We start from the raw sequence: 26,178 nt of genomic DNA on the forward strand, positions 1-26,178 counted from the left end.
CCTATAGTAATTCTAAATTTTGTATTATTATTTACTTTTTCTACAATTATTACCTCTATTTAAATTGCATCTCCTTTATTTATCAATAAGTTTATGTAATACACCCATTATTTCCTCCACTTTTTCTTCTCCTGAATTATGAATAAAAGCATCCTTTACACAATGATTTAAGTGTTGTTTTAGTATAAGCATATTAGCTTTTTTTAAAAGAGCCTGTGCTGCTATTATCTGATTAGAAATATCTATACAATATCTTCCTTCCTCTATCATTTTTATTATTCCCTCTATCTGTCCTTTTGATGTTTTTAGTGACTGTAGTGCTTTTTTCTTTTCTTCATTCATTCTTTTCATTCCTCTCCCCCCCATAGTGGGGTGTCATGTTTTTATTATATACTAAATGATAATAATTTTCAATATAATTTTAGTAACTTCATAACTGTTTAATAATTAGCACTCTAAAACATCCTTAAAACATTTTTACTATATAAAATCTTTTATTCTTACACATTACACTACCTAATAAATTAATAACTATAAAAAGGATAGAATTGTTATCTATCCTTTTTATCCCTTACTTTATTCCATTCATTTAAAAGTATACCATATTGATATATATCATATCTAAAACCATCCCTTTTTACTGCCTCTCGTAAAACTCCCTCTTTTTTAAATCCCAAACTCTCATATAATTTAATTGCTATAGTATTATAACTTATTGTAATTAACTGAAGTCTGTGTAAATTAAGTTCCATAAATGCAAACTCCATAACCAAAGATAATGCCTCTTTCCCATAACCTTTACCTCTATTTAAATTATTTCCAATTCCCATAGCTATAGTTCCTACCCCATTACTCCAATTAATTTCTTCTATTTCTATATATCCAATCATCTCCTCCTCATTTTTATCTCTAATTACAAAAAAGAAATTATTTTCATTATTAATTTCCTGTAAAAGCCACTGTCTTACTTTTTCTTTATGTAATGGAGCTGCAGGATTATAGTCAAAAAATCTTAAAAATTTATAGTCTTCATACCATTTTGTTACTACATCTACATCCTCTTCTCTAAATGCAGTTATTTTAAGAATATCACTACTAAGCAAATTATTTATAAACATATTAATACCTCCCAATCTACAATTAAACATATATAAATTGTATTATAGATGGAGATTTTGTTCTAGTTTTATTTGAATTTGTTTTCTTTTTTTTGGTTAAATTCCTCTATTCTTTCTTCATAAATTTTTCTATAATCTAATTTGTCGTTTGTTTTAAATGCCTCCATATTTGCTTTTTTTATTTTATCTAAAAACTCTTTAATATTATTATCCATATTTTAATCCTCCTTAAATTATATAATATTATTATGTGCTAGATACGTCTATTTTATTTTTACATTTTAATCATTAATTAGACAATTTTTTATATATTAATAATACTAAAAATGCTAAATTTATAAAATTATCTGTAATTTTTTATAAATATTGTGTCAATTCAAAATTTATGTTAAAATACTAACGTTGCAAGCATAATTATTCATTAGTTTGATTGTGCTAATTTATAGAATCTTTATACAATGTCTTTTTTATCTATCAATTATCTTAATTATCTATTCAATTATTCAAAATATTAAATTTAATACTTTATAAAGAAAAAGGATGTGGAAAACTTATGGAATCGATTGACTTTATTATGGATTTAGCTATTATTATGCTAAGCACTAAGACATTAGGTGTTTTAGCTAAACGATTTCAGATGCCCCAAGTAGTAGGTGCACTACTAGCTGGACTTATTATAGGTCCTGCTATTTTAGGAATTGTCAATGAAACAGATTTCATATCTAACTTATCTAAACTGGGCGTTATTCTACTTATGTTTAGTGCAGGTATTGAAACTGATTTAAATGAGCTAAAAAAGTGTGGAAAGGCTTCTTTTATTATAGCTATAATAGGAGTATTAGTTCCTCTTATAGGAGGATTTGCTGTAGCAAGTTTCTATAATAATACTGGAAACATATTTAATAATAATACAAAAATTATATTAGAAAATGTTTTTATAGGTGTAATATTAACTGCCACCTCTGTTAGCATTACAGTAGAAACCTTACAAGAAATGGGTAAGTTAAAAACTTCCTCTGGTACTGCCATATTAGGTGCTGCTATTATAGATGATGTTCTTGGGATAGTTATATTAACCATAGTAACTAGTTTAGCAAATCCATCTGTACATATTACTACTGTATTATTTAAAATAGTTGCATTTTTCGCACTTTCAGTGGTAGTTGTGTTGGTATTTAAAAAAATATTTAACAAGCTAAGTTATATATATGGTGAAAAAAGAAGGGTGGCTATAATTGCACTTTCTTTTTGTCTCATAATGTCATTTGTATCCGAACATTTTTTTGGTGTAACTGATATTACAGGTGCTTATATAGCAGGAGTTGTTATTTCAGGAACCCCTATCATGAATTATGTTGAAAAGAAAATATCTACAGTATCTTATATGTTACTTTCACCAATTTTCTTTGCCAATATTGGTATAAATACAACTATTGGAAATATGAACTTTGTTTTAGTAACCTTTACCGCTATATTATTATTAGTTGCTATACTAACAAAAGTAGTAGGTTGTAAATTAGGTGCTAGAGCTTGTGGGTATACAAAGTCTGAATCTTTAAGAATAGGCGTAGGTATGATTTCTAGAGGAGAAGTAGCCTTAATTATAGCCAATTTAGGTGTATCTCAAGGAATTTTAGAAATAAAATATTTTGCCCCAATAATAATAGTTGTTATAATTACTACTCTAATAACTCCTATACTATTAAAGATAGTATATAGTAAAGATATAAAAGATCACACACCTACTTTAGAAAAAGCATCTTAATAAAAATTTATAAAACTTGGTAAATAAATATTTATCAAGTTTTTTTGTTTATAACGTTAAACAACTCATGTTGAAATAATTCAAATTTATTATTAAAATTGTATTGACAATATATATTAGTATGATTATTATAATATCATACTAATATAATAGGTATAGTATGTATTTCATATAAGTGAGGTATTAAAAAAATGACTCAACAAATATTTTCAAGAACAGAATTATTAATAGGACCAACTGGATTAAACACTTTGAAAAATAGCACAGTGGTAATATTCGGTATAGGTGGTGTAGGTAGTTTTACCACTGAATCTTTAGTAAGAGCTGGTGTAGGCAATTTAATTCTTATAGATGATGATACAATTTGTCTTACGAATGTAAACCGTCAAATAATAGCAGACCATTCTACTATTGGTAAACTCAAAGTAGAAGTAATGAAAGATAGGATACAAAAAATCAATCCAAATTGTAGTGTAACAATACATAAACTCTTTGTTAAAGAAGGTAACATAGAAAATATTATTCCTAAAAATGCTAGTTACGTGGTAGATGCCATAGATACTGTATCCTCTAAACTTTCTTTAATAGTATGGTGTAAAAAAAATAATATTCCTATTATAAGTTCCATGGGAACAGGTAATAAATTAGACCCTACAATGTTTAAAATAACAGATATATTTGATACTAAGGTTTGTCCTTTAGCTAAAGTTATCCGACATGAATTAAGAAAAAGAAATATTCAAAACTTAAAAGTTTTATATTCTGAAGAAACACCGTTGAAGCCGAAAATTAAAGATATAAACACATGTACTGAAGAGTGTATTTGTACAAATGTTCGTACTTTTAAACCACAAGTACCTGGAAGTATTTCCTTTGTTCCTCCTGTTGCAGGTATGATTATTGCAGGAGAAGTCATCAAAAACCTACTAAAAATATAAATTTAAAAATCAACATTTAACATCAGTAAATAACCAATGTTAAATGTTGATTTTTTATTCTAAATATCCTTGTAAAAATTTTATCCTATTTGGATGTCTCAGTTTTTTTATAGCACTAATTTCTATTTGTCTTATTCTCTCCCGAGTTAGATTAAATTCCTTCCCTATCTCCTCTAAAGTTTTTATCTGACCTTCTCCATTTAATCCAAATCTAAGTCTCACGATTCTTTCTTCCCTGGGGGACAATGTAGATAATACCCTAGTTAAATGCTCCCTTAACATTGTGGTAGCTACAGTATTTTCTGGAGCATAGGTCTCATCTGCAATAAAATTCTCTAAATTTGTATCTTCATTATCTCCAACGGGAGTTTCTAATGATATTGGCTCTTGTGATACTTTTGATACTCTTCGTACTTTCTCCTCTGTCATATTAAGCACTTCTGCTATTTCACTGTAAGATGGTTCTCTATCTAATTTTTGTTCCAATTGTTTTTTAACCTTTAATAATTTAATTATAACCTCATTCATATGTACTGGTATTCTTATTGTTCTAGATTGATCTGCAATTGCCCTAGTAACAGCCTGTCTTATCCACCATGTGGCATATGTGCTAAACCTATATCCCTTTCTATAGTCATATTTTTCTACAGCTTTCATCAAACCTAAGTTTCCTTCCTGAACTAGATCCAAAAAATTCATTCCTTTACCGCAATACCTTTTCGAAATACTTACTACAAGTCTTAAATTTGACTCTATTAGTTTCTTTTTTGCAACTATATCCCCACTTTCAACACCTTTAGCTAACTGTACTTCTTCCTCCGCAGATAATAAATCAACTTCACCTATTTCTTTAAGATACATATTTATGTAATCTTCAGTATTTTTAAAATCCTCTTTATTCAAGTTAATCACCCTCACATAAATTTTATAAACAACCACCCTTTATACTTCAATACAATAAAGGTTTATTCCTCTTAATTCAATAGAATTAAAAGAATTGTTACAAATTATTCAATTTTTATATAAAATACTTAATATAAAAACAAAAAAATTATCTTAAAAAATGTTTTAAGATAATTTCTAAATATGAATATTATATTTTTAGATATTTTCACTTATTCCATAGGCTATATACAAACACAAGCTTACACAATAATCACCATATCATATATTACTATAAAAAATATTATATATATGCATCATTATAATATTAACAATTAAATTAAAAGTATAACATATTTATGATACATATTGACAACTATTTATTATAATAGCACATTTTATAATCCTCTAAATATTTCACCTTTATAGCTATATCCATTCTTTAATATACTATCTATTTTACTAATAATATTCTGTTTATCCCAAGGTAAATTTCCAGATAAGGAAACATAATTTGAAGCATGATTACTTCTAAATATACAATTAGTTACACTTATATTTTCTAACATAAGTTTAGTTTCCTTCATTACTTCTTTTGGACTAAGTAACTTAAAACCCCCTATTTTTGATTCTCTTTCAATTTCTGTTCCTGGTTGTAACATAAGTGTTAAAAGCCCTACATAGTCTGGGTTAATATGAGTTATAACTTTGCCGGATTCTATTGCATGATCAATTAAATTTTCTTTCCCCCCAAGACCAGAAATTAAGGTAATTGATAATAAAATACCACTTTCTTTAATCTTTTTACCTGCCTTTACTATATCATCTTGAGTAGCACCCTTTTTTACTTTTTTAAGTATTTTATCACTACCACTTTCAACACCCATATATATAATTCCAAGACCTAATTTATTCAGATCTTTAAGTTCCTTCAAAGATTTTCTCAGTATATCTTTAGGTGTAGCATATATACCAATCCTTTTGCATTCTGGAAATAAAACTTTCATCCTAGAGATTATCTGTTTTAAGCCTTCCGTAGGTATAGACATTGCATCTCCATCTGCTAAAAAAATTTTTTCAACCTTATTATAAGTTTTTCTTCCAATTTCCAGATCTTTAAATATTTCTTCTATATTTCTTATTCTAAACTTTTTCCCTTTATACATATTACAAAATGTACATTTATTATGAGCGCATCCTATAGTTGCCTGTATAATAAGACTATAAGCTTCACTAGGCGGTCTGTATACTATCCCTTCATATCTCATAAAACTCTCCTAATATAATTACTTTACTTCTTTATATTCTACATCTATTATTTTCTCTTCCTTTAAACTAGAAAAAGACTCCTCACACTTTTCAAATTTTATATCCCTTTTATTATTTTTCCATAGTTTTGATTTTTTTATAAATGCATTTACTCCCCAAAAAACTAAAACAACTACTATTATTATAGGAAGTACAGTTATAAACAGTGCAACTATACCTATTAAAATAACTATGGGGATTAAATTTTTAAAAAAATTACCATTAACAAAATCCATACTATTATCCCCTTTTTTAAAATAATTTTATTTAATTATATCATAATAAGTTATGTTATATAGTTAATTATACCTTAATAATTTTTGAACAATTCATTAAAACTTAATTAATGGTACATATTGTGATATAATTTTGTTTGAAAATTCTATATTGGAGATGATATATATGTTAAAAAGTAATGTGACAAAAAAGTTAGTTGAAGAATTTGAAAAATCCTTAAAAGAAATAATAAAATTATTGGAGGATAATAACTTAAATAAAGCTATAGATAATATCGAAAATACCTTCAGCAGTCTTTTTAGATTAAACTCTATGTTCTTCGATTCAATGAGTGATGAAAACTTAATAGAGATATTAAAAGTAGGTAGTGAACTTGAAAAAGATAAAGCAATTATTATATCTAAACTACTAGAAGAAAAAGCAAAAATTCTAGAGAAAAATAATAAAACATCCGAGAGTTTTTATACATACCTTAAATCATTAAACCTTTTTGTCGAAGCTTATCTTTGTGATAACGAAGCTGAACTTACCTATTGTTTAAATGATATTAATTTTATAATAGATAAACTCTCCCAATATAATTTGCCTAAAGAAACCTTAATTAGACTAATAAATTATTATATTGCATATGAAGATTTTGCTTTAGCAGAAAATATGTTATATGAACTCCTGGAAACTACCAACTATAGCAAAGACTCTTTAAATATTGCCACATGCTTTTATGAAAATCTATTATATAAAGACGATGAAATCTTAAAGAAAGGTAATCTCCCAAGAGAGGAAGTGTTAGATGGGTTAAATACTATAAAAAAAAAGAGTATGTAAAAAAACATACTCTTTCAAAATAGTAAAGCTCTATTTATATGCAGGTATATCTAAAAGATAATCCAAAGTCACAAATTTAAATCCTTTTGACCTAACACTATTAATTATATTTGGGATAGCTTCTAGTGTATTTATTTTATCCTGATTACTGTGCATCAATATTATATCCCCTGGTCTTAAATTCTTCATTATATTATTTAATATATTTTCCTTATCCCTTTGTGACCAATCTAAAGTATCAATTGACCATAGCACAAATTTATTTTTAGTATCTTTACCCACTTTAACCACTTTATTATCTATGGCTCCATAAGGAGGTCTTATAATTGCAGGCTTTTTACCTATAATTTTATGTATTATCTCTTCATTTTTTTCTATATTAATTTTTATTGTATTTTGTGAATTCTTGTTAAATTCTATATGATTATATCCATGGGACAATACTAGGTGCCCACTATCATATGTATCTTTCACTACACTAGGATATTTACATATATTCTCTCCTATAAAAAAGAAATTTGCCTTTACTTTTAACCTATTTAATTCTTCTAATATTTTCGTAGTTATATTGAGATCTGGCCCATCATCGAAAGTTAATGCAACAACTTTATTTTTAGTATATCCATTTATAAATACATTTTCTTTATTTTTTTTAGTAAAAGATACCATATCATCTCTCCATTTATTCATAGACGACACTTGTTTATTAGTTAATCTATTAGACTTCCCCATTATACTATAAACATTATATAATTTCTTAGTATCCTTTACAGCGCTTTTCATTTCTATTTTATTATTTCTAACTATATTATTTTTAAATACTACTATTATAGTACTAAAAATAAGAAGTAATATCATAATATAATACTTTTTTTTCATATACTTTTCCTTTTCTTAACTATTTATATGCACTTCATTTTACATCTTATCACATCTTAGTAAGAAAATATAGCATATTAGAATATATTGTAGTATTATGGTTAAAATGTTATATTATAATAAGTTTTACTATGAAGGAGTTTGGTAATTTTGTATAGAAAAGGTTTAAAGTTTCTCCTTGTATTTTTAACATTAACTTTACTTGCATTAACAATAAAATTTATTCCTAAGATTACTTCTCTATCACTACATAATTTTAACTTAGATACTTCAAAATCCACCTCAAAAGAAAATAATAATAAAATATTTTTCACCCAGCCAAGTGCTGCCCCCTCTAGTACTTTATTAAAAGTATATAAGAGAAATAGGACTATGGAATTATATGGTGATAATAAATTAATAGGAAGATTTAAAATATCGTCAGGTAGGTCTCCTAAAGGAACTAAACGTATAGAGGGAGATTGTAAGACCCCTGAAGGCAAATATTATATTTGCAGTAAAACCCAAAATACGAAATACACTCTTTTTATGGGGATAAGTTATCCTAATATAAATGACGCTTACAATGGATTAAATAATAAAATTATTGATAAAAAAACCTATGATACAATAAAAAAATCCAACTCAAACCGTACTCTTCCACCATGGAATACCCCCTTAGGTGGCGCTGTTGGTATCCACGGTGGTGGCACAAAATATGATTGGACCTATGGCTGTGTTGCTGTATCAGATAGTGATATAAAAACTCTATGGAAATATTGTACTTATAAAACACCTGTTGAAATATATAAATAAGTAGTGCTTAGAAAAGCACTACTTATTTATATTTAAACCTTAAATTTTGAAACCATATAATTTAACCCTTGGGCCAGTTCTGCTTGCTGTTTAGCAGTTAATGAAATAAGTTCCATACCTTTAGTAGTTTCATCTACATTAATCATTATCTTATTTGAATTTTCTGCAAAACTCTGCGCTTTAATTGCCATATTTTGTATTGATTCATTTACTTGAGATATTGTTGCATTGATCTCCTCTACCATAGTGGATATGTCCTCTGACATATTACTTATAAACTCAGCATCATTGTTATATTTATCACCAGTTCCAACTAATAGTTTATAATCGGGTATAACCTTCTCATTTATAAACTTAAGTACTCCATTAGAGTTTCTAGATAAATTTTCAAAAGTCTCTTGAACCTTTCCAACTGTATTTTGAATAATAGATACTGTTTCTGCAGATTGCTCTGCAAGCTTTCTTACTTCCTCTGCAACTACCGCAAACCCTTTACCATGTTCTCCTGCTCTTGCCGCTTCTATAGCTGCATTTAACGCTAATAAATTAGTTTGATTCGCAATATTTGCTATAACCTCTGCCATAGTTTTTATTTCTTCTACCACTTTTCCCTCTTCTATAGCTTTTACTATTTCTGTTTCCTTTTCTTTATATATATCCTGAGTTATTTTACTGGATTCCTCTGCTGTATTTTTAATACTATTGGCTCTCTTTTTGACTTCACTTGAATTACTGCTACCATCCTCTGCCTTTTGTGCAAGTATATTCATACTGGAATTAACTTCTTCTACTGCAGCTGTAATCTCTTCTGTAGCAGCACTAGTTTCCTGGGTTCCTTCTGTAATATCGTTAGTAGCAGCATCAATATCTACTAGTTTTGCTGTCATCTCTTCTACATTAACCGATAATTTTTCACTAGTATCGCTTAGTTCCTTAGAATTTTCTATAATCATTCTAACAAGTTCTCTAACATTTTGTTGAGCAATATTCAAAGCTATAGCAGTTTGGGAAAATTCGTCTTGACCACTTATCTTTATTGAATTTTCAAAGTCATATTTTGCTAGTTTTTCAGCAAAATCTTTTATTTTAGATAGTGATCCTATAATATGCTTGGACATAAATATTGAAATTACAACACCCATAATAATAGAAGCTACAGTAATAATAATAACTATATTAGTTACCTTAATTAATAACTCCTTTGATTTATTTTTTTCAATATCCGTATATTCATTTATCTTAATTATAGCCTTATTTAAAGAATTCAGCCACTTTTCTTGTGCTGAAGAGATATTTTTACTTATTTCTTCTTGTTGAACTATACTTATATTAGTTTTTTCAACCAAAGGTATTAATCTTTCTAATACCTGTTCTGCCTCCCTATAACTATTATCTATTTCTTGTAGTATTTTTCTTCCCTCAGTACTTTTCAATTCACTTTTTAACAATCTATTTAAATCCTTGTACTCTTTCAAATTATTTTTTAAATTCTTCTTCTGTTCATTCATATACTCATCACTATTACTTACTAAAATATTTCTAAACGAATTATATATCTTATTTACCTTTCCTCTACTTTCATATATAAGTTGAATTTTTTTTATATCTTTATCTACCACATTATTAAAAGAATCTTTTAATTTAATAGTACCATAAATAGACAACAATGAAACTATAAGTATTAGTGCCATCATTATAGAAAAAGATAAAAACATTTTTGTTTTAACTGATAATTTTTTGAAAATATTCATATGAAAATTCCCCTTTAGACTATATATTTTTATTTTTAAACATTTTTAGACTCTATTCCCTAATTTATTATATACAATTTTATATTTTTTTACAATATCTTATAAATATTAATAATAATGAAACTAATTCCAAATATGATAACCGTTTGTCACTTTTTTATTCATTATCATAAAAATTATATAAATTAAATCATGCTAAAAATACATATTAATCTTTAATAAACATATAATTTATACAGTATAAAACATAAATTTTAGGATAGGTGATTATAATGTTGAAAAAATTTTCTTGGCACTTTATTTTGATTTGGGTTATAAGAATAATTATCTTTGTAAACTTATTTTATTATATATTAATAAAAAATAACTATTTTTTATTAATATCTATAGTAGCATTTACTTTAACCTTTTTACCAAACTTATTTTGTAAAATATTCAAAAGAAAAATGGATAATATTTTAAGCTTATCTATTGTAATTTTTATTTTTATATCATTATATCTTGGTACTTTAAAAAATTTCTACAGTTTTATTTGGTGGGATACTATGTTGCACGTTTTTTCTGGATTAATTTTAGGTTTACTTTCTTTGTCTCTTATGTATTATTTAAATGGCCGCAACATAAATTTAAATTCTATATTCATTGCAATATATATGCTTTCTTTTGCAGCCTTAGGTGGTATACTATGGGAAGTATATGAATTTACTATTGATAATTTATTCAATATGGATATGCAAGGTGTGTCATTTTCTGGTGTAACAGATACTATGGAGGACTTTATAGCCGACCTTGTAGGTGGTTTCATTTCATCTATATATGGATATATAAAATTTAAAAAATAACTTCTAAAAATCACTCAATTTAATGCTATAATTGTAGGTATCATACTATAGGAGTGATCTTTCATGAAAGAACGTATTCTTAATATTATAAAATCTTCAAATGGGGATTTTATTTCTGGACAATACATAAGTGACACATTAGGTGTAACAAGAACAGCAATATGGAAATATATAAATATTTTAAAAGACGAAGGATATGTAATAAACTCAGTACCTAAAAAAGGATATAAACTTTTATCCTCTCCAGATCTTCTATCTTATGAGGAGATTAAAACTTTTTTAAATACAAAATATATAGGTAGAAATTTAAAACACTTTTATTCTATAGATTCTACTAATTTAGAAGCTAAAAGATTAGCACAAAGTGGAATAAAAGAAGCTGTTGTAATAAGTGAGGAACAAACTAATGGTCGTGGTAGACTAGGTAGAAATTGGTGTTCTCCCAAATATAAAGGGATATGGATGTCCTTAATTCTATCACCAAGTATATCACCTATGGAAGTAACTAAAATTACTCAAATAGCTGCTGCATCCGTTTATTGTGCCTTAAAAGACATGTTAATAGACTCATATATAAAATGGCCAAATGATATAATAATAAATAATAAAAAAGTTTGTGGTATTCTTACAGAAATGAGTTGTGAATTAAATAAAATTGATTATGTAACTGTGGGCATAGGATTAAATGTTAATATAGATAAATACGATTTCCCAAAGGACATTTTAGATATGGCTACTTCATTAAGTATAGAAACATCTCAAATAATAAATAGAAAAAAATTAGCTGCACTTATATTAAATAACTTTGAATTACTCTATGACGATTTTTTAAATAACAATAGTATTTCTAAAACCATATCAATTTGTAAAAAAAACTCCCTGCTTTTAGGTAAACAGATTAGAATTATAAATAAAAATAACATTACTTTAGCTAAAGCCTTAGATTTAGACTCTGAAGGAAGGTTAATAGTACAATACCAAGATGGCAAAGAAGATATTATACTATCAGGAGAAGTCTCAATTAGAGGTTTGTATGGATATGTATAAATAAAGCGGTAAAATCCGCTTTATTTATACATATCCTTAATTCCAGGTATAATTCTAACCCCTAAAATTGCGGTAACAAAACATTTTAATAAATCACCAATTAAAAATACTAAACACCCTATTTTTATAGAATCAAATATTGTTATGTGTATATGAGATATATATTTTAATATAATATAAAGATATGGTACCCCTATAACATAAGTTACTATTAAACCTATAAAAGATGCTTTAAATAAAACTATAAATGATACTTGCCGGTTACTTTCTATTATTTTTCCTATTATATATGAAGAAAATATAAAACCAATTAAATATCCAAAGGTAGGTTTTAAAATATATGCAATTCCACCTCCCTGAGTAAATATAGGTACACCAAACATCCCTAAAATAACATATACAAATTGAGATAATGCCCCAGATTTACTTCCCAAAAGCATCCCAGATAATGCAGTAAACAAAAATTGTAGAGTTATAGATTCATATATTAATGGTATTTTTATCATTGCCCCTATAGCCGTTAATGCTGCAAAAATTGCTACTAATAAAATATTCTTTGTTCTCAAAATCCAGCCCCCTTTATTGTTAACCTTTTTAATATTATTGGTTAACAATAATATTATACTTAATTTATTCCTTTGTCAATAAAAATAAAGTGGCTATTTTTAACCACTTTACTTTTATTATATGTTAGAATTTAAATGTATTAGCCCCAACTGCATCATTAAATTCTTTCCTTATTTCACCATCTAAAATATCCATAAATATCTCACAGGTTATACTTATATTAGCAGATAATAAATGTCCCCCAATACAATTATGATCAAGTCCTGTTAAATTTACATGAATATGTGGTAAAACTTCTCCGTGAAATGTAGATATATTACCTACTAAAGATGATATCTCAAAATCCCCTTTTACATTTTTTTCATGATATTTTTTTAAATTTAACTCGTATACACCTATGGTTGCATTGTTAGTAGCGCCTATGCCTGTTATCGAAGCAGTTTTAATGTTTTCCATATTACATATTTTCTTTAAACTTTCTATAATTTCATCGCCTTTATCTAACCTTATTACATATCTATTATTAAATTTTTTAAACTCCATAAAATCACTCCTTAGTTATATTTAACTATATATTAACATTATTCAATCAATACTTGTAGAGTATATAATAGCACTTCCTATAAAATTATTATTAATAATTCACAAGCTTTAGGATAAAATATTACTAATGATTTTTATATCGCAGGAGGATTATATATGGATAATAATAAAAGCCACTTGAAAACTGAACCTAAAAGCAACACAGAATTACGAAAAATGTTTCCAAAAGATGGATCAGACATTGGTATAATTGATGGTGAAAAAATAGGTTCCCATTCAAATGGTAAAAAATATACAAAACGTTCTAAATTATCACATAACCATTAAATTTTAAATAAAATTTTTATATTATTAAAGGGCTATTACAAAGTAAATAGCCCTGCATTTTTCGACAAAAAATATATTTATATACTGTTTTTTATATTATTGATGAATTAACAATCATCATCGCATTCATCTGCACGTTTTTTATCTCTGCAAGGTGATGCATCGCTGCATTTTAAGCAATACTCGCTACATGGATCTGGGTCTACAACTACTTCTCTTATCTTTACATCGTTATACCATACTTTTATTAAATAGCATCTATCTGGACAAAGTGGTCCAAATAAAAACTGACCATATTCATCAGTAAAAGTATGAGTTATAGCACATACAGTAGGTTTGCATCCACTTGGATTTTTAACCATTAATAACTTTACTACTGCATTTTTTATTGGTCTATTATTAGAATCTACTACTATACCATGTATAACACTTCTTTTTTCTTCCCCAAGTTTTACTACAGCTTCAATTTGCTCATTTTCACAAGGTTTAAAATTAAATTTTACAACTTTAGATGCCATATATATTCCTCCTCAGATTCTCATATTTTTATTTATGAAATTACATAACGTATAATATATATTATGCTATAGTGAAAGTTTTGTTCTAATGATTTGGGAAAAAATCAAAAGATCCTAATAACCTTTTAAAAAACACTTTAGTCATATTGTTTAAGCTTTAACATATAATTATGTTTTTAATGAATTACCTAATTTAATAGAATAATTGGTAACTTACTAAAACTTTAATTTTTTTTAAAAAATAGGATAGTTAAAAAACTATCCTATATATTTACTCAATTCTTAAATAAAGTTATTATAAACTTACTTCCTTTGTTTATATCACTATATAGATTTATTCTGCCCCCATGTTTTTCTATTATTGTTTTTGTTATTGCAAGACCTAATCCTGTGCCACCACTTCTAGAGTTTCTAGAAGAATCCACTCTTACAAAAGGATTAAATATATCGTGTTCTAATTCTTTTGGAATTCCTATACCATTATCCTCTATTATAATTTCAACTATATCAAAAAATTCTTCTAAGGTAACTTTAATTTTAATCCCTTCTGAATTATACTTTATCCCATTTATTATTAAATTACCAATAGCTCTATCCATACTCTTCTCATTAATCATTAAGAAAATACTTTTATCCGGAATATTGAATTCGTAGGAAAAATTTTTTTCATCCATAAGAGGTATATATTCTGCTATTACTTCTCTTAAAAATTCGCATATATCAACCTTATAAAATTCCATATTAAAATTTACGCTTTCAAATTTTGACAATTCAAATAGATCTGTGATTAAATCATTTATTCTTATACTGTTATTATCTATTATTGTAAGATATTTTGTAGTTTCGCAATCATTTAAATCCGTATTTTTTATAAGTAAATCTGAATAACCTCTAATGCTTGCTAAAGGGTTTTTTAAATCATGAGATATATCCATTATAAGTCTTCTTCTATTTTCCTCGGATTTTTCTTTTAAGGTTTTTTCCTCTTCAATTTTTTCAGCCATTAAATTAAAAGCGTCTCTTAACTCTCCAAATTCATTTCTGGATTTTAATTGAATTCTTGTAGAGTAATTTCCGTTTGTAATATTTTTTACACCTTTCATAAGCTTTTTTAATGGATTAGTTAAATTTCTAGATGTTATCCTTGCATAAACTACCATGCTGGCTATAAATATTAAAAAATATAAAAATAATGATAATTGAATAAAAGTCCTAAGCTTCATCTTAGGTTTATTAATTATACTATTAAAATAATTATCATTAGGTAGATACACTATCAAAGAAAAATCTTTTTTATCGTTATAAGCCACATTATACATGTATTTGTCATCATCAAAAGTACTCCCTCCAGAATCAATCATCATATTATAAAATCTTTTTTTGGAATATTTTTTGCAATTGGTTCTTCTCATGCCTTTTGTATATATAATATTAAATTTATTATCTACTACTTCTACCCATCCTCTAACTCTTTCTATTTCTTTAGTATCTATGTTTTTATAATCATCTCTTATTATATTTTCTGCTACTAACTTAGAATTCTCTTCACTCATAAGAGTATTAATAGGCAAATATGACGATAATCCAATTATTACCGCTGTAAGAAAAAATATAATGAAGATAACAAAAGTTATTACACTAGATGTTATATAGTTTCTTAAAAGAAGATTTGATATTTTTTTATTATTTATCATAATTAAAACTTCTCCAATTTATATCCTATTCCTCTTATGGTTTTTAAATATTTAGGCTCTTTTGGATTATCCTCTATTTTATCCCTTATATGACTTATATGTACCATTATAGTGTTATCATCTCCAAAATAAGGTTCACCCCAAACAGATTCATATATCTGTTTTTTAGTATGTATTTTTCCTACGTTATCCATAAAAAGTTCTAAAATTTTATATTCTTTTGCATTCAGTTCTAATTTAATATCATTTTTGCAAATACTACAACTTTCTTTATCTAATTTAATTTCACCATTTATTATAATATTTTTAGATATAGAATTAATATACTTATAAGTTCTTCGTAAAAGTGCCTGTACTCTAGCTATAAGTTCTATTGGACTAAAAGGTTTTACTATATAATCATCTGCTCCTAATCCAAAGCCTAATATTTTATCAGTATCTTCAACCCTTGCAGTTAAAAAAATCACTGGAACTTCACTATTCTCCCTTATTTTTTTTAATACTTTAAACCCATCTATTCCTGGCATCATTACATCTAACATCACTAAGTCTATATTTTCATTTTGAAATATAGTTAAAGCTCTTATACCATCTTCTGCTTGGAAAACATTATATCCTTCCTTACTTAAATGCAATTCTACTAATTCTCTTATACCTTGTTCATCCTCTGCTATTAAAATATTCATAAATTTTCTTCCTCCAGAAACTATTCATTGTTTTAATTATACCATTGTTTAATTATCTTATCAGCTTACATTGAAGGATAAAACATTTATTTTTCTTGTCCTTTCCTATGGAAAATACAGAAAACCTAATAACCATTTTTTAAAATACATTTTTATGGGCATATTAACTTTTTATAATTTAAAAATACATTGCACATAGTATATGTAAATATGTGAAAAAAATAAGGTTATTAATAACCTTATTTTTTATTAAACATTTCTTCAATATTTTTTTTATAAGGAGGCCTTATAATCCCTTTTTCTGTTATTATACCGGATATAAGATTATTTTCTGTAACATCAAAAGCTGGATTAAAAACTTTTATATTATCTGGTGCTACCTTTACACCAAATAATTTTCTTACTTCTTCCTTACTTCTTTCTTCAATTGGAATATCTTTTCCCTCTTTTAACTTTAAATCAATTGTAGACAACGGTGCCGCTACATATACAGGAATATTATGTTCTTTAGCTAATACAGCTAAAGAATAAGAACCTATTTTATTGGCAACATCTCCATTTGCTGTTATTCTATCCGCCCCAAATATCACCATATCTATCATTTTAAGTTTCATAACATATCCAGCCATATTGTCCGTAATCAATGTAGCTGGAATTTCTTCTTTTAATAATTCCCAACATGTAAGTCTCGCCCCTTGAAGTAGTGGCCTAGTCTCATCAACATATACGTGTATATTCTTTCCACTATTATGAGCATATCTTACAACCCCTAATGCAGTTCCATAACCTGCCGTTGCTAACGCCCCTGCATTACAATGTGTTAAAATATTACAATTATCTAAAATTATATCATTTCCATACTTACCTATACTAAAGTTAGTTTCTATGTCTTCTTTAAAAATCAAATTAGCTTCTTTTAATAACTCCTCTTTAATTTTTTCTTTGGATAAATTTTTTATTTTATTTAATCTTTTATTCATTCTATTCAAAGACCAAAATAAATTTATAGCTGTAGGTCTTGTAGAAGATAGATAGTTTATTCCACTTTTTATATAATTTATACACTCTTCCTTTTTTAAATCATTTTCTATACAATGTATAGATGATAATACAACTCCATAGGCTGCAGCCACTCCTATTGCTGGTGCTCCTCTAACCCCTAAAGTTTTTATAGCTTCTCCTAATTCTGTGTAATTATTACATATTATGTATTCCTCTTTTTCAGGTAACTTTCTACAGTCTAATAATATAAGAACATCATCTTTCCACTGAATAGTTTTAACATTTTCCATATCAACCCTCCCACATAATTTAAATTTCATCATCTGTATACCAAATATCTTTTGTAAACCATAGTATAATTACAATAGTTATAGCATCTCTCATTAATTGTTTTGTTGAAAAATTGGTAGCAATAGAAAAAAAACAATGAAGTATTTTAATAGTTAATATGCCATAAACTCCCCAAATTTTAGACTTCCATACTCCTATTAAACATATCATACCCAGTATTATCGCTCCAATATATATATATGCTATAGTTCCGAATTTAGTAAAAATATCACCATAAACACAAATTCCTATAACTATAATACTAGCTATAAAAGTTAATATTATAAATATATTCAAGAAATAGTTTTTTACTCTTTTCAAGTTATTTTCCATAATGCTCCCCCTTTTATAGCATTATAGCAGCGCAAACTTAATGTGTTCTTAAGTAAATCTTAAATAAGTTTTAATACAACTTTACTTTTTTAAATTTCTCTATAAGTTTAGTAGATGTGTCATCTAATTTATTTATCATAATCTTTAAATCACTTATATTATCAGATTCAACTTGTATAGATGAAGCTATTTCTTCTGCTGTATTATTATTTTCTTCAGAAATAATAGCTAAATTCTCAATTTGTCCAGTTATCATACTTATATTCGATGTCATTTCTTCTGTAGATGCTGAAACTTCCTCAATTTTACCTGAAACGTTATTTATAGACTTCACTATATCATTAAATTTTAAAGTAACACTCTCTACAAACTCCTCTTGTTTATATGTTTTGTTTGAAACTCCTTCCATTGATATTGATGCATCCTCTATCCCTTCTCGTACTTGTTTAATTAGAGAAAATATCTCCTCTGCAGATTTAGCAGATTCCTCTGCAAGCTTTCTAACCTCCTCTGCTACAACAGCAAATCCTTTCCCATGTTCTCCCGCTCTTGCTGCTTCTATTGAAGCATTTAAAGCTAATAAGTTAGTTTGGGACGCTATAGATCCTATTGCATCAGCTATACCATTTATTTGTTCAGACTTATCCCCTAAATTTTTTACTAACTCTGATGTTGTATTTACTACCTTAGAAATTTCATTAGAATGCTTTTTAAGGTTTTCCATAACCTCACTTCCATCTAATGCATTATTACTTGTATTTAAAGCCTGTTCCGTTACCATCTGTGAATTTTTAGCTATCTGATTTATTGCACAATTTATTTGAACTACACCATTAGATGTCTCAGAAAGTCCATTAGTTTGATTTTCTATTCTTTCTGACATATTTTTAATAGATATGTTCATACCATTAAAATCCTCTATAGCCTTTATAAAAGACTCAGTAAAATTTTTGCTTATGCTATTTAATTGTATAGATATATTATTAAATTGTTTTAACATATTTTGAATAGTATTTAGCATTTCATTAGTATAAAATGCCAGCTCTCCTATCTCATCATAACTTGATACCTCTATCCTCTTTGTTAAATCCCCCTCTAAATTGGCCATATCTTTCATTTTGTCTACTAAAATAGTTATAGATTTAGTTTGTCTCCTTGTAATTCCTCCTACAATTGCCCTTAAAATTATTAAACTTATTACCATAAATGCTGCTAATAATCCTAGTATAGTATATTGAATTTTTCTAATAACATTTAAATTAAAATCTAATCCTAATAATATATTTATACCTTTATCTCCCTTCATAGGGATAAGTATCTTAAGTATTTTAGAACTTTTACTATCTATAACTATATTATTTGTGTTAACTGCCTCTTGTATATCACCTTTGCCATTTTCTATATTATAAACATCTCCACATTTAAAAGAATTTTCTTGGGACTTATCTATTATGTATGTCCATTTACCTTTCTCAAACTCATTAATAACATAAATTCTATTAAATACATCGCCACCTCTGTTTGTTAAATAAATCAATGCTTTATCTACTTTTTGATATATATCACTATTCTCTTTTTCAGATATTAATGAACTTATATCCTGTCCTTCTAATTCATACGATATTATATTACTAAACATAGGTCCTGTTTTTAAAACTAAACTCTTAGTAACTGCTCTAATGGAAAAATATGCTCCTATAGCAATAATCAAAAATATAGAAATTATTAACCCCATTATTTTACGTGTCCACTGTTTTTTTAAAGATGATTTTTTACTGTAAGCCATAGTATTAATTTCAATCCTTCCTTTCCAATCTAATTTTTTAATGCGAATATATGCTACTTCTAATTAATTACATTAAAACCATTTATATATTATTATAACAGATTTTTTTATTAACTATATAAGTTTTAAAAAAATTCATACTTATTTGCTAAAAAAAACCTCTGAACTCTCAGAGGTTAAAATTTGTAATTATTCTTCTACCAATCCGCTGTCCTTAAATTTTCTTACGAATTTTTCATTCATTTTATTAAACCTTTTCTTTAGTAAAAGTGCTATCAAAATAGATAAAAAGAAATAAACCAAAAGCATACAACTATTAAATATTAATAATTCAGGAACTATTCCTCCTACAGCTTCTCGCATAGTTCCTATAGCATAAGTGAAAGGTAAAAATGGATTTATAATTTGGAAAAACCTAGGAGTTACCTCTATTGGAAACGTCCCACCTGAAGCAGATATCTGAAGTACTAATAAAATAACTGCTAATGCTTTGCCAACATTACCAAACACAGACACTAAGGTATACACTATCATTGAAAAAACTATACTTATAAATATAGAATATAATATAAAAACACCTTTATGAGCCGCATATATTTTTAATATAAAAATATCCCCCATACTTACTATAATTGCTTGAAATATAGCAATAGTCATAAATGTAAGGTACCTTCCAAAATAAACCTGATACAATTTAGTATTTTCTACATTATGTAGATTAACAGATAAAATTGAAACTAAAATCAATGCTCCAACCCATAAAGATAAAGTAGTAAAAAATGGAGACATACTTGAACCATAATTAGGAATAGGAAACATTCTATTTTCTTTTATATTTACTGGATTTGCTAAAAACTCGCTTTCTCTTCCTGCGTCATTTTTAAGAATCTTTATAATTTCATTTAGCTGTTTATTATCATTTAATGTCTTAACTTTATCTGCTATAGAACCTATGGACTTTTCTATTTTAGGTAAACTCTTTTTGATTAATTGTATATCTTCTTTCCCCTTTATAGTCCCTTTGTAAGCCTTATTCAATAATTCTTTGATCTTTGGTAAGTCCTTATTTGCATCGTCTAAAATTTTTGTAATATTTCCTGCTAAAATTACTATTTCATTAGTAACACTATTGATAGCTGGTGCAATTTTACTATCAAAATTTTCTATTATGTTATCTAAAATTGTAGTAGCTTCCTCGGCTCTTTTCATTAATTCATTTAATAAATCTATAGAAGGTTTTTCCCCTTTATCAATAGATTGTAAAATTAAGTTTATTAACTGCATTTCTCTACTTAGCTTGTCGTTAACCTTCGTCATTTTATCTACTAAATTTGATATTAATTTATTGTTTGAATTTTTATCAAAAGATTTTAAAAATCTTTTAATGTTATCAATTTTATCAGAAGCATTGTTTAATCTGTCATTAGCCTTTATTAATAATTCCCTAGCCCTTATAGTATTTGTTCCTATAATATTTACAGATTGCGATATTATACTTTCAGTTGATGAAATTATCTCCCTTATAATAATCATATCTTCTTTAATATAGGGTACAGATTTTTGTATACCTTCAGTAGCTTTTAATAAAAATTCCTTCCCACTTTTACATATGTTAGATCCTTTATTTATAGTATCCTCTATAAGTGGCATATCTTTATTTACCTTTTTTATAAAACTTTCCAAGGTAATTGCTCCATTATAAAGTTCATCTATAGACTTATTTATCTCAGGTATTTTATTATTTATATACAATATAATATTAATTAATTCTTTTATTTTAGGTTTTTCTTCTTCAATCTGAATTCCTAATTTATTGAAAATATCAAATATAACATTGTTTACTGTTTTAACAAAATTTTTGCTTATTTCATTTTGAATGCTGGTTACTCCTTTTTCTGTTATCTTAGGTGCTACTGCATTTCTCTTTTCATTAACAGAATATATTATATCTGGTTTTTCTATTTTCTCTCTTACAATGGATAAAAGCTTATATGAAAATTCTTCAGTTATAGTAATGCTAGCATAATATTTACCGTACTTTACCCCATTTTTCGCATCCTCTTCATCAACGAAAACCCATCCTATATTTTTATTTTCATTTAAGCTTTTTACAAGCTCTTCTCCAACATTTACAGAAATATCTTTGTAAGAACTACCTTTATCCTTATTTACAATAGCAACTTTTATTCCCCTTGTATTTCCATAAGGGTCCCAAGAAGACCTTATATTAAACCATGCATACAATGACGGTAAAATAATAAGTCCTAAAACTATCACTGTTGCAACCCAATTAGATAATATATTTAATATATCCCTTTTATAAATGCAAAAAATATTTTTCATATACCTTCAGCCTTTCTAAAACTATTTATACATATTTATTATCTTTAATGAAGGCCAAAATAATACATAAAAAGCAGGTTAATTAATTTTAACCTGCTTTTTATTCTGCTTTTACTTGCTTATTAAATTCTGGGGATTTCCCTCTTTCCATTTAGCTATATTTTCAATTACTATATGAGCCCTTCTTACCATGGCCTCTTTTGTAGCAAAACCAATATGAGGTGTAACCACTACACTTGGAACATTTAATAAATCATATTCTCTTTCAAGTGGTGGTTCATTATCAAATACGTCTATTCCAGCTCCTGCAATACGTCCCTCTTTTAAAGCCTTTGCTAAAGCTTTATTATCTATAATGGATCCTCTAGCCGTATTTATAATTACAGCACTCCTTTTCATTAATCCTATCTTTTCTTTATTGATTAAATATTTTGTTTCATCTGTTAAAGGTACATGAACTGATACTATATCACTTTCTTTTAATAACTTATCTAATGAAACATATTTTATTCCCATATCTCCAATTTCAGATTTTTTACTTCTACTATATGCAATAACTTTGCATCCAAATACTTGTGCAATTTCTGCTACTTTAATGCCAATAGCTCCTGTTCCTATAATACCTAATGTCTTTCCTAATATTTCAGTTTGTCCATATCCACATTTTGTTTTTCCTTCTCTTGTAATCTTGTCTAATGGTACTATATTTCTAAACACAGAAAGCATTAAACCATATGTAAGTTCTGCCACAGATGATGTACTATAACCAGCTGCATTACAAACAACAATATTTTTTTCTAAGCAAGCATTTATATCTACATGATCTACTCCTGTAAAAGCAACAGATATCATCTTAAGGTTTTCTGCGGATTTTATAACTTCTCCTTTTAAAGGCATATTAGCAATTATTAATACATCTGCGCCCATTACTCTTTCTTTTAAAATATCTGTGTCCTCAATTCTATCTTTATAAACTACTAATTCATTGCCATCCTTAATAATTGGCGACGCAATTTTTCTTATATCCTCTTCCGATATTCCAAGAGGTTCAAGTACCACTATTTTCATTATAAATTCCTCCTTAAAAAGTATTTACGCTTATAATGTTATAACTTATCTATACATACTGCAACATTTAATATTTATATAAATACATCATAGCCTATAGACTTCACTGCCTCTATTAATATATTAACAGGTATATCAAATCCTTCCTTTAAAACCACAACCGCACTTTTCCTAATGTAACTTACCTTAGCTTTTTTAACTCCTTCTATACTAGTTATCGCTTTTTTTACAGTTAACTCACAATGTGGGCACATCATACCTTTAACCTTTAGCTTTATCTCCTTCTCGTTATTCTTCTTAAAAAACATAAAATCACCCCCAGTTAAATATGATAATGAATATCATTATCATATTTAAGTTTATCAGTCTTTTTGATTTTGGTAAAGGGTATCCAATAAAATACTTTTTAATTGTCATAATTAGTTACTATTCCACTTTTATTCATAATAGGTTTTATTACTGATGATAGCGGAATGGTTATAGCCACTCCTAATGTTGTTGTTACTAAAGAAGATACCATCTTTAGTATAGCTGGGTAAAAACCAACAAATACAAGCCAATTAAATATAAAATATCCTAATAAAGATAGAATTCCACCAATTACAAAAGCAATTATGTTTTGCCATATACAATTTCCTTTTTTACCTCTTAAAAAGGAAATATAACCAACAGTATATCCTGTTAGCCCTTTTATTATAAAAGTAGGAAGCACCCATGCTACATATTTAGGATTAAATGCATCAAATAATGTACACCCTATTGCGCCTGCTATTCCTGCATCCTTTCCTATAACTATTGCGGAAATAAAGATAGCAGTAGTACCTAAATGAATCATAGTACTACTTCCACCTATATCAATGGATATATGTAAATAAGTTCCTATGAAACATACAGCTGCGAAAAATCCTATTAATACCATTCTCTTAGCCTTCATACATCTCACTCCTCATTGTAAATTTTACCATATATTAATTATAAGTTACCTTTAATATTTTAAAAAGTGTATGGATACAGATATATAAAGCTGTTGTATAATTTATCATGAATTTTTATAAGTTAATTTCATATTTCTTGCATATTAATAATTAGTTTATCTTTTTAATGTATTAAATACATGCATAAATCTGTATATTTAATTTTATTTTTTTGAATTAATTATCTTGATAAACTCATATTTATACATTATAATGTACATGCTATATGAATATTTATAAAAAGGAGCTACTAATATGGAAAATAAAATGAAATATAATTATTCTTTTAAAACTTTATTGCAATTTTTGTTTCCGTCCTTTATAGGAGTTATAATTTTTATGATTCCTATTATATATAAAGGTGAAGTTACTATACCTATTGCAATTCTTTCTAAATCAGTTCAAAATTTACTTGGCAATAGTCTTCCAGGTATTATGACTGTTTTAATTTCTACAACTTTTATAATTAGTGCTTTGACTAAACTTTTAAAACCTAAATTTATACTTAAAAATAATTATTTAAACAACTTATTTAATGTACCTTTAATGTGGTTTATGTGTAGAGCACTAGGTTTCATTTTTGCAATTTGTACATTTTTTGAAATTGGTCCTATATGGATCTGGTCAGAAGACACAGGTGGACTATTATTAAATAGCTTACTTCCAATATTATTTTCTGTATTTTTATTTGCAGGAATGTTTTTGCCGTTACTTTTAGATTTTGGTTTGTTAGAATTTTTCGGGATATTATTAACTAAAGTAATGAGACCTATCTTCAATCTACCTGGTCGTTCTTCAGTAGATTGCATAGCATCTTGGCTTGGAGATGGTACAATAGGTGTACTTCTTACTAGCAAACAATATGAAAATGGTTATTATACCAAAAGAGAAGCAGCGGTTATAGGTACAACTTTTTCTGCGGTTTCAATCACTTTTAGCTTAATAGTTATTGCCCAGGTAAACCTTACCCATATGTTTGTACCTTTTTATTTAACTGTAACCTTATCTGGAATCATTGCTGCTATAATAATCCCTCGTATTCCACCACTTTCAAGAAAACCTGATACACGTTACAATAATATAGAAGTGGAATATTCAGAGGTTATTCCAAAAGGTTATAATTCTTTAAAATGGGGGGTAGAAAAAGCTGTAGAAAAGGCATCTTCTAATCAGGGAATTTCTGGATTTTTAAATGGTGGAATTAAAAATATATTAGATATGTGGTTAGGAGTTGCTCCTGTAGTTATGTCTATGGGTACACTAGCACTTATATTAGCTAATTATACTCCTATATTTAGATGGCTAGGTATGCCTTTTATTCCTTTATTAAATTTATTACAAATTCCTGAGGCATCTAAAGCTTCTCAAACAATTATAATAGGTTTTGCGGATATGTTTATTCCATCAGTTATAGCTGCTACAATAAATAGTGAAATGACCAGATTTATAATAGCTTGTCTTTCTGTTACTCAGCTTATATATATGTCAGAAGTTGGTGGGCTTTTATTAGGATCGAAAATACCTGTTTCAATAAAAGACTTAGTAATAATATTTATTCAGCGTACCTTAATAACATTACCTATTATTACTTTAATTGCACATATAATATTTTAAAAAAAT

28 protein-coding genes are annotated in these 26,178 nt (G+C 26.9%); 8 read left to right on the forward strand and 20 right to left on the reverse strand.

The genetic code is table 11. The features are described 5' to 3' along the window. Positions 1-75: 75 nt before the first annotated feature. The 3 genes from EJL03_RS05480 to EJL03_RS15985 all read right to left on the reverse strand — a co-directional run bounded on the left by EJL03_RS05480 (position 76) and on the right by EJL03_RS15985 (position 1,333). Positions 76-342, reverse strand: a complete 267-nt coding sequence (locus tag EJL03_RS05480) for a metal-sensing transcriptional repressor (RefSeq protein ID WP_125153297.1) — start codon at positions 340-342, stop codon at positions 76-78. Between the two features lie 209 nt (positions 343-551). After that, positions 552-1,118 carry a GNAT family N-acetyltransferase gene (locus EJL03_RS05485; protein ID WP_125152965.1) on the reverse strand — a complete coding sequence of 189 codons (567 nt, stop codon included), beginning with the start codon at positions 1,116-1,118 and terminating at the stop codon, positions 552-554. 68 nt (positions 1,119-1,186) lie between these two features. Further along, complete coding sequence (locus tag EJL03_RS15985; protein WP_164509006.1) at positions 1,187-1,333, reverse strand: hypothetical protein; 147 nt, start codon at positions 1,331-1,333, stop codon at positions 1,187-1,189. Positions 1,334-1,671: 338 nt separating this feature from the next. On the opposite strand from EJL03_RS15985, the gene EJL03_RS05490 reads away from it, so the two are divergent. After that, entirely contained in the window at positions 1,672-2,883 is a 1,212-nt protein-coding gene (locus EJL03_RS05490; RefSeq protein WP_125152966.1) for a cation:proton antiporter, read from the forward strand. A gap of 191 nt (positions 2,884-3,074) precedes the next feature. Further along, positions 3,075-3,821, forward strand: coding sequence for a tRNA threonylcarbamoyladenosine dehydratase (locus tag EJL03_RS05495; RefSeq protein WP_125152967.1), 747 nt, complete (start codon positions 3,075-3,077; stop codon positions 3,819-3,821). 54 nt (positions 3,822-3,875) lie between these two features. Here EJL03_RS05495 and EJL03_RS05500 read toward each other — a convergent pair whose 3' ends face one another. The 3 genes from EJL03_RS05500 to EJL03_RS05510 form a co-directional block, all read right to left on the reverse strand. Further along, positions 3,876-4,682, reverse strand: coding sequence for a sigma-70 family RNA polymerase sigma factor (locus tag EJL03_RS05500; protein WP_125153298.1), 807 nt, complete (start codon positions 4,680-4,682; stop codon positions 3,876-3,878). Between the two features lie 419 nt (positions 4,683-5,101). Continuing rightward, positions 5,102-5,971, reverse strand: coding sequence for a radical SAM protein (locus EJL03_RS05505; protein ID WP_125152968.1), 870 nt, complete (start codon positions 5,969-5,971; stop codon positions 5,102-5,104). Between the two features lie 18 nt (positions 5,972-5,989). After that, on the reverse strand, positions 5,990-6,247 hold the full coding sequence (locus EJL03_RS05510) for a hypothetical protein (RefSeq protein WP_125152969.1): 258 nt from the start codon (positions 6,245-6,247) through the stop codon (positions 5,990-5,992). Between the two features lie 166 nt (positions 6,248-6,413). Here EJL03_RS05510 and EJL03_RS05515 point away from each other — a divergent pair, with 166 nt between their 5' ends. Next, positions 6,414-7,073 (forward strand): DUF6483 family protein, encoded by a 660-nt coding sequence (locus EJL03_RS05515; RefSeq protein ID WP_125152970.1) that lies wholly within the window; start codon positions 6,414-6,416, stop codon positions 7,071-7,073. Positions 7,074-7,103: 30 nt separating this feature from the next. On the opposite strand, the gene EJL03_RS05520 is transcribed toward EJL03_RS05515, so the two are convergent. Further along, a complete protein-coding gene (locus EJL03_RS05520; protein ID WP_125152971.1) occupies positions 7,104-7,952 on the reverse strand; it encodes a polysaccharide deacetylase family protein in 849 nt (282 codons plus the stop codon). Positions 7,953-8,102: 150 nt separating this feature from the next. On the opposite strand from EJL03_RS05520, the gene EJL03_RS05525 reads away from it, so the two are divergent. Beyond that, positions 8,103-8,747 (forward strand): L,D-transpeptidase family protein, encoded by a 645-nt coding sequence (locus EJL03_RS05525; RefSeq protein ID WP_125152972.1) that lies wholly within the window; start codon positions 8,103-8,105, stop codon positions 8,745-8,747. A 32-nt stretch (positions 8,748-8,779) separates the two neighbouring features. Here the strand turns inward: EJL03_RS05525 and EJL03_RS05530 are convergent, their stop codons facing one another. Continuing rightward, complete coding sequence (locus tag EJL03_RS05530) at positions 8,780-10,498, reverse strand: methyl-accepting chemotaxis protein (protein ID WP_125152973.1); 1,719 nt, start codon at positions 10,496-10,498, stop codon at positions 8,780-8,782. 272 nt (positions 10,499-10,770) lie between these two features. Between EJL03_RS05530 and EJL03_RS16860 the strand changes: the two genes are divergently transcribed. Together EJL03_RS16860 and EJL03_RS05540 are read left to right on the forward strand one after the other, a co-directional pair. Beyond that, entirely contained in the window at positions 10,771-11,340 is a 570-nt protein-coding gene (locus tag EJL03_RS16860) for a DUF2238 domain-containing protein (RefSeq protein WP_125152974.1), read from the forward strand. A 63-nt stretch (positions 11,341-11,403) separates the two neighbouring features. Next, positions 11,404-12,387 carry a biotin--[acetyl-CoA-carboxylase] ligase gene (locus EJL03_RS05540; RefSeq protein ID WP_125152975.1) on the forward strand — a complete coding sequence of 328 codons (984 nt, stop codon included), beginning with the start codon at positions 11,404-11,406 and terminating at the stop codon, positions 12,385-12,387. A 20-nt stretch (positions 12,388-12,407) separates the two neighbouring features. Here EJL03_RS05540 and EJL03_RS05545 read toward each other — a convergent pair whose 3' ends face one another. Both EJL03_RS05545 and EJL03_RS05550 read right to left on the reverse strand, forming a co-directional pair. Beyond that, positions 12,408-12,953 (reverse strand): biotin transporter BioY, encoded by a 546-nt coding sequence (locus EJL03_RS05545; protein WP_243108656.1) that lies wholly within the window; start codon positions 12,951-12,953, stop codon positions 12,408-12,410. Positions 12,954-13,077: 124 nt separating this feature from the next. After that, complete coding sequence (locus EJL03_RS05550; RefSeq protein ID WP_125152976.1) at positions 13,078-13,497, reverse strand: PPC domain-containing DNA-binding protein; 420 nt, start codon at positions 13,495-13,497, stop codon at positions 13,078-13,080. Positions 13,498-13,653: 156 nt separating this feature from the next. Between EJL03_RS05550 and EJL03_RS05555 the strand changes: the two genes are divergently transcribed. After that, positions 13,654-13,824: a hypothetical protein gene (locus EJL03_RS05555; protein WP_125152977.1), complete on the forward strand. Its 171-nt coding sequence runs from the start codon at positions 13,654-13,656 to the stop codon at positions 13,822-13,824. Positions 13,825-13,931: 107 nt separating this feature from the next. On the opposite strand, the gene EJL03_RS05560 is transcribed toward EJL03_RS05555, so the two are convergent. From EJL03_RS05560 to EJL03_RS05605, 10 genes are all read right to left on the reverse strand, one after another. Continuing rightward, positions 13,932-14,342, reverse strand: coding sequence for a carboxypeptidase-like regulatory domain-containing protein (locus EJL03_RS05560; protein ID WP_125152978.1), 411 nt, complete (start codon positions 14,340-14,342; stop codon positions 13,932-13,934). A gap of 275 nt (positions 14,343-14,617) precedes the next feature. Beyond that, the gene (locus EJL03_RS05565) at positions 14,618-16,036 is read right to left on the reverse strand and encodes a sensor histidine kinase (RefSeq protein WP_125152979.1); all 1,419 of its coding nucleotides are present in this window, start codon (positions 16,034-16,036) and stop codon (positions 14,618-14,620) included. 2 nt (positions 16,037-16,038) lie between these two features. Continuing rightward, positions 16,039-16,722, reverse strand: a complete 684-nt coding sequence (locus tag EJL03_RS05570; protein WP_125152980.1) for a response regulator transcription factor — start codon at positions 16,720-16,722, stop codon at positions 16,039-16,041. Positions 16,723-16,961: 239 nt separating this feature from the next. Then, entirely contained in the window at positions 16,962-18,014 is a 1,053-nt protein-coding gene (gene mtnA / locus EJL03_RS05575) for an S-methyl-5-thioribose-1-phosphate isomerase (RefSeq protein ID WP_125152981.1), read from the reverse strand. A 19-nt stretch (positions 18,015-18,033) separates the two neighbouring features. Then, the gene (locus EJL03_RS05580; RefSeq protein WP_125152982.1) at positions 18,034-18,387 is read right to left on the reverse strand and encodes a hypothetical protein; all 354 of its coding nucleotides are present in this window, start codon (positions 18,385-18,387) and stop codon (positions 18,034-18,036) included. A gap of 70 nt (positions 18,388-18,457) precedes the next feature. Next, the gene (locus EJL03_RS05585; RefSeq protein ID WP_125152983.1) at positions 18,458-20,173 is read right to left on the reverse strand and encodes a methyl-accepting chemotaxis protein; all 1,716 of its coding nucleotides are present in this window, start codon (positions 20,171-20,173) and stop codon (positions 18,458-18,460) included. A gap of 189 nt (positions 20,174-20,362) precedes the next feature. Beyond that, complete coding sequence (locus tag EJL03_RS05590) at positions 20,363-22,516, reverse strand: YhgE/Pip domain-containing protein (RefSeq protein ID WP_125152984.1); 2,154 nt, start codon at positions 22,514-22,516, stop codon at positions 20,363-20,365. Positions 22,517-22,627: 111 nt separating this feature from the next. After that, on the reverse strand, positions 22,628-23,584 hold the full coding sequence (locus EJL03_RS05595) for an NAD(P)-dependent oxidoreductase (RefSeq protein WP_125152985.1): 957 nt from the start codon (positions 23,582-23,584) through the stop codon (positions 22,628-22,630). A gap of 74 nt (positions 23,585-23,658) precedes the next feature. After that, positions 23,659-23,892 (reverse strand): heavy-metal-associated domain-containing protein, encoded by a 234-nt coding sequence (locus tag EJL03_RS05600; RefSeq protein ID WP_125152986.1) that lies wholly within the window; start codon positions 23,890-23,892, stop codon positions 23,659-23,661. A gap of 98 nt (positions 23,893-23,990) precedes the next feature. Beyond that, positions 23,991-24,518, reverse strand: coding sequence for an ECF transporter S component (locus EJL03_RS05605; protein WP_125152987.1), 528 nt, complete (start codon positions 24,516-24,518; stop codon positions 23,991-23,993). Between the two features lie 295 nt (positions 24,519-24,813). On the opposite strand from EJL03_RS05605, the gene EJL03_RS05610 reads away from it, so the two are divergent. Then, the gene (locus EJL03_RS05610; protein WP_125152988.1) at positions 24,814-26,172 is read left to right on the forward strand and encodes a YjiH family protein; all 1,359 of its coding nucleotides are present in this window, start codon (positions 24,814-24,816) and stop codon (positions 26,170-26,172) included. Positions 26,173-26,178 lie beyond the last annotated feature (6 nt).

Origin of the sequence: Clostridium rectalis, assembly GCF_900626095.1 — a bacterium.
GTDB lineage: Bacteria > Bacillota > Clostridia > Clostridiales > Clostridiaceae > Clostridium_AS > Clostridium_AS rectalis.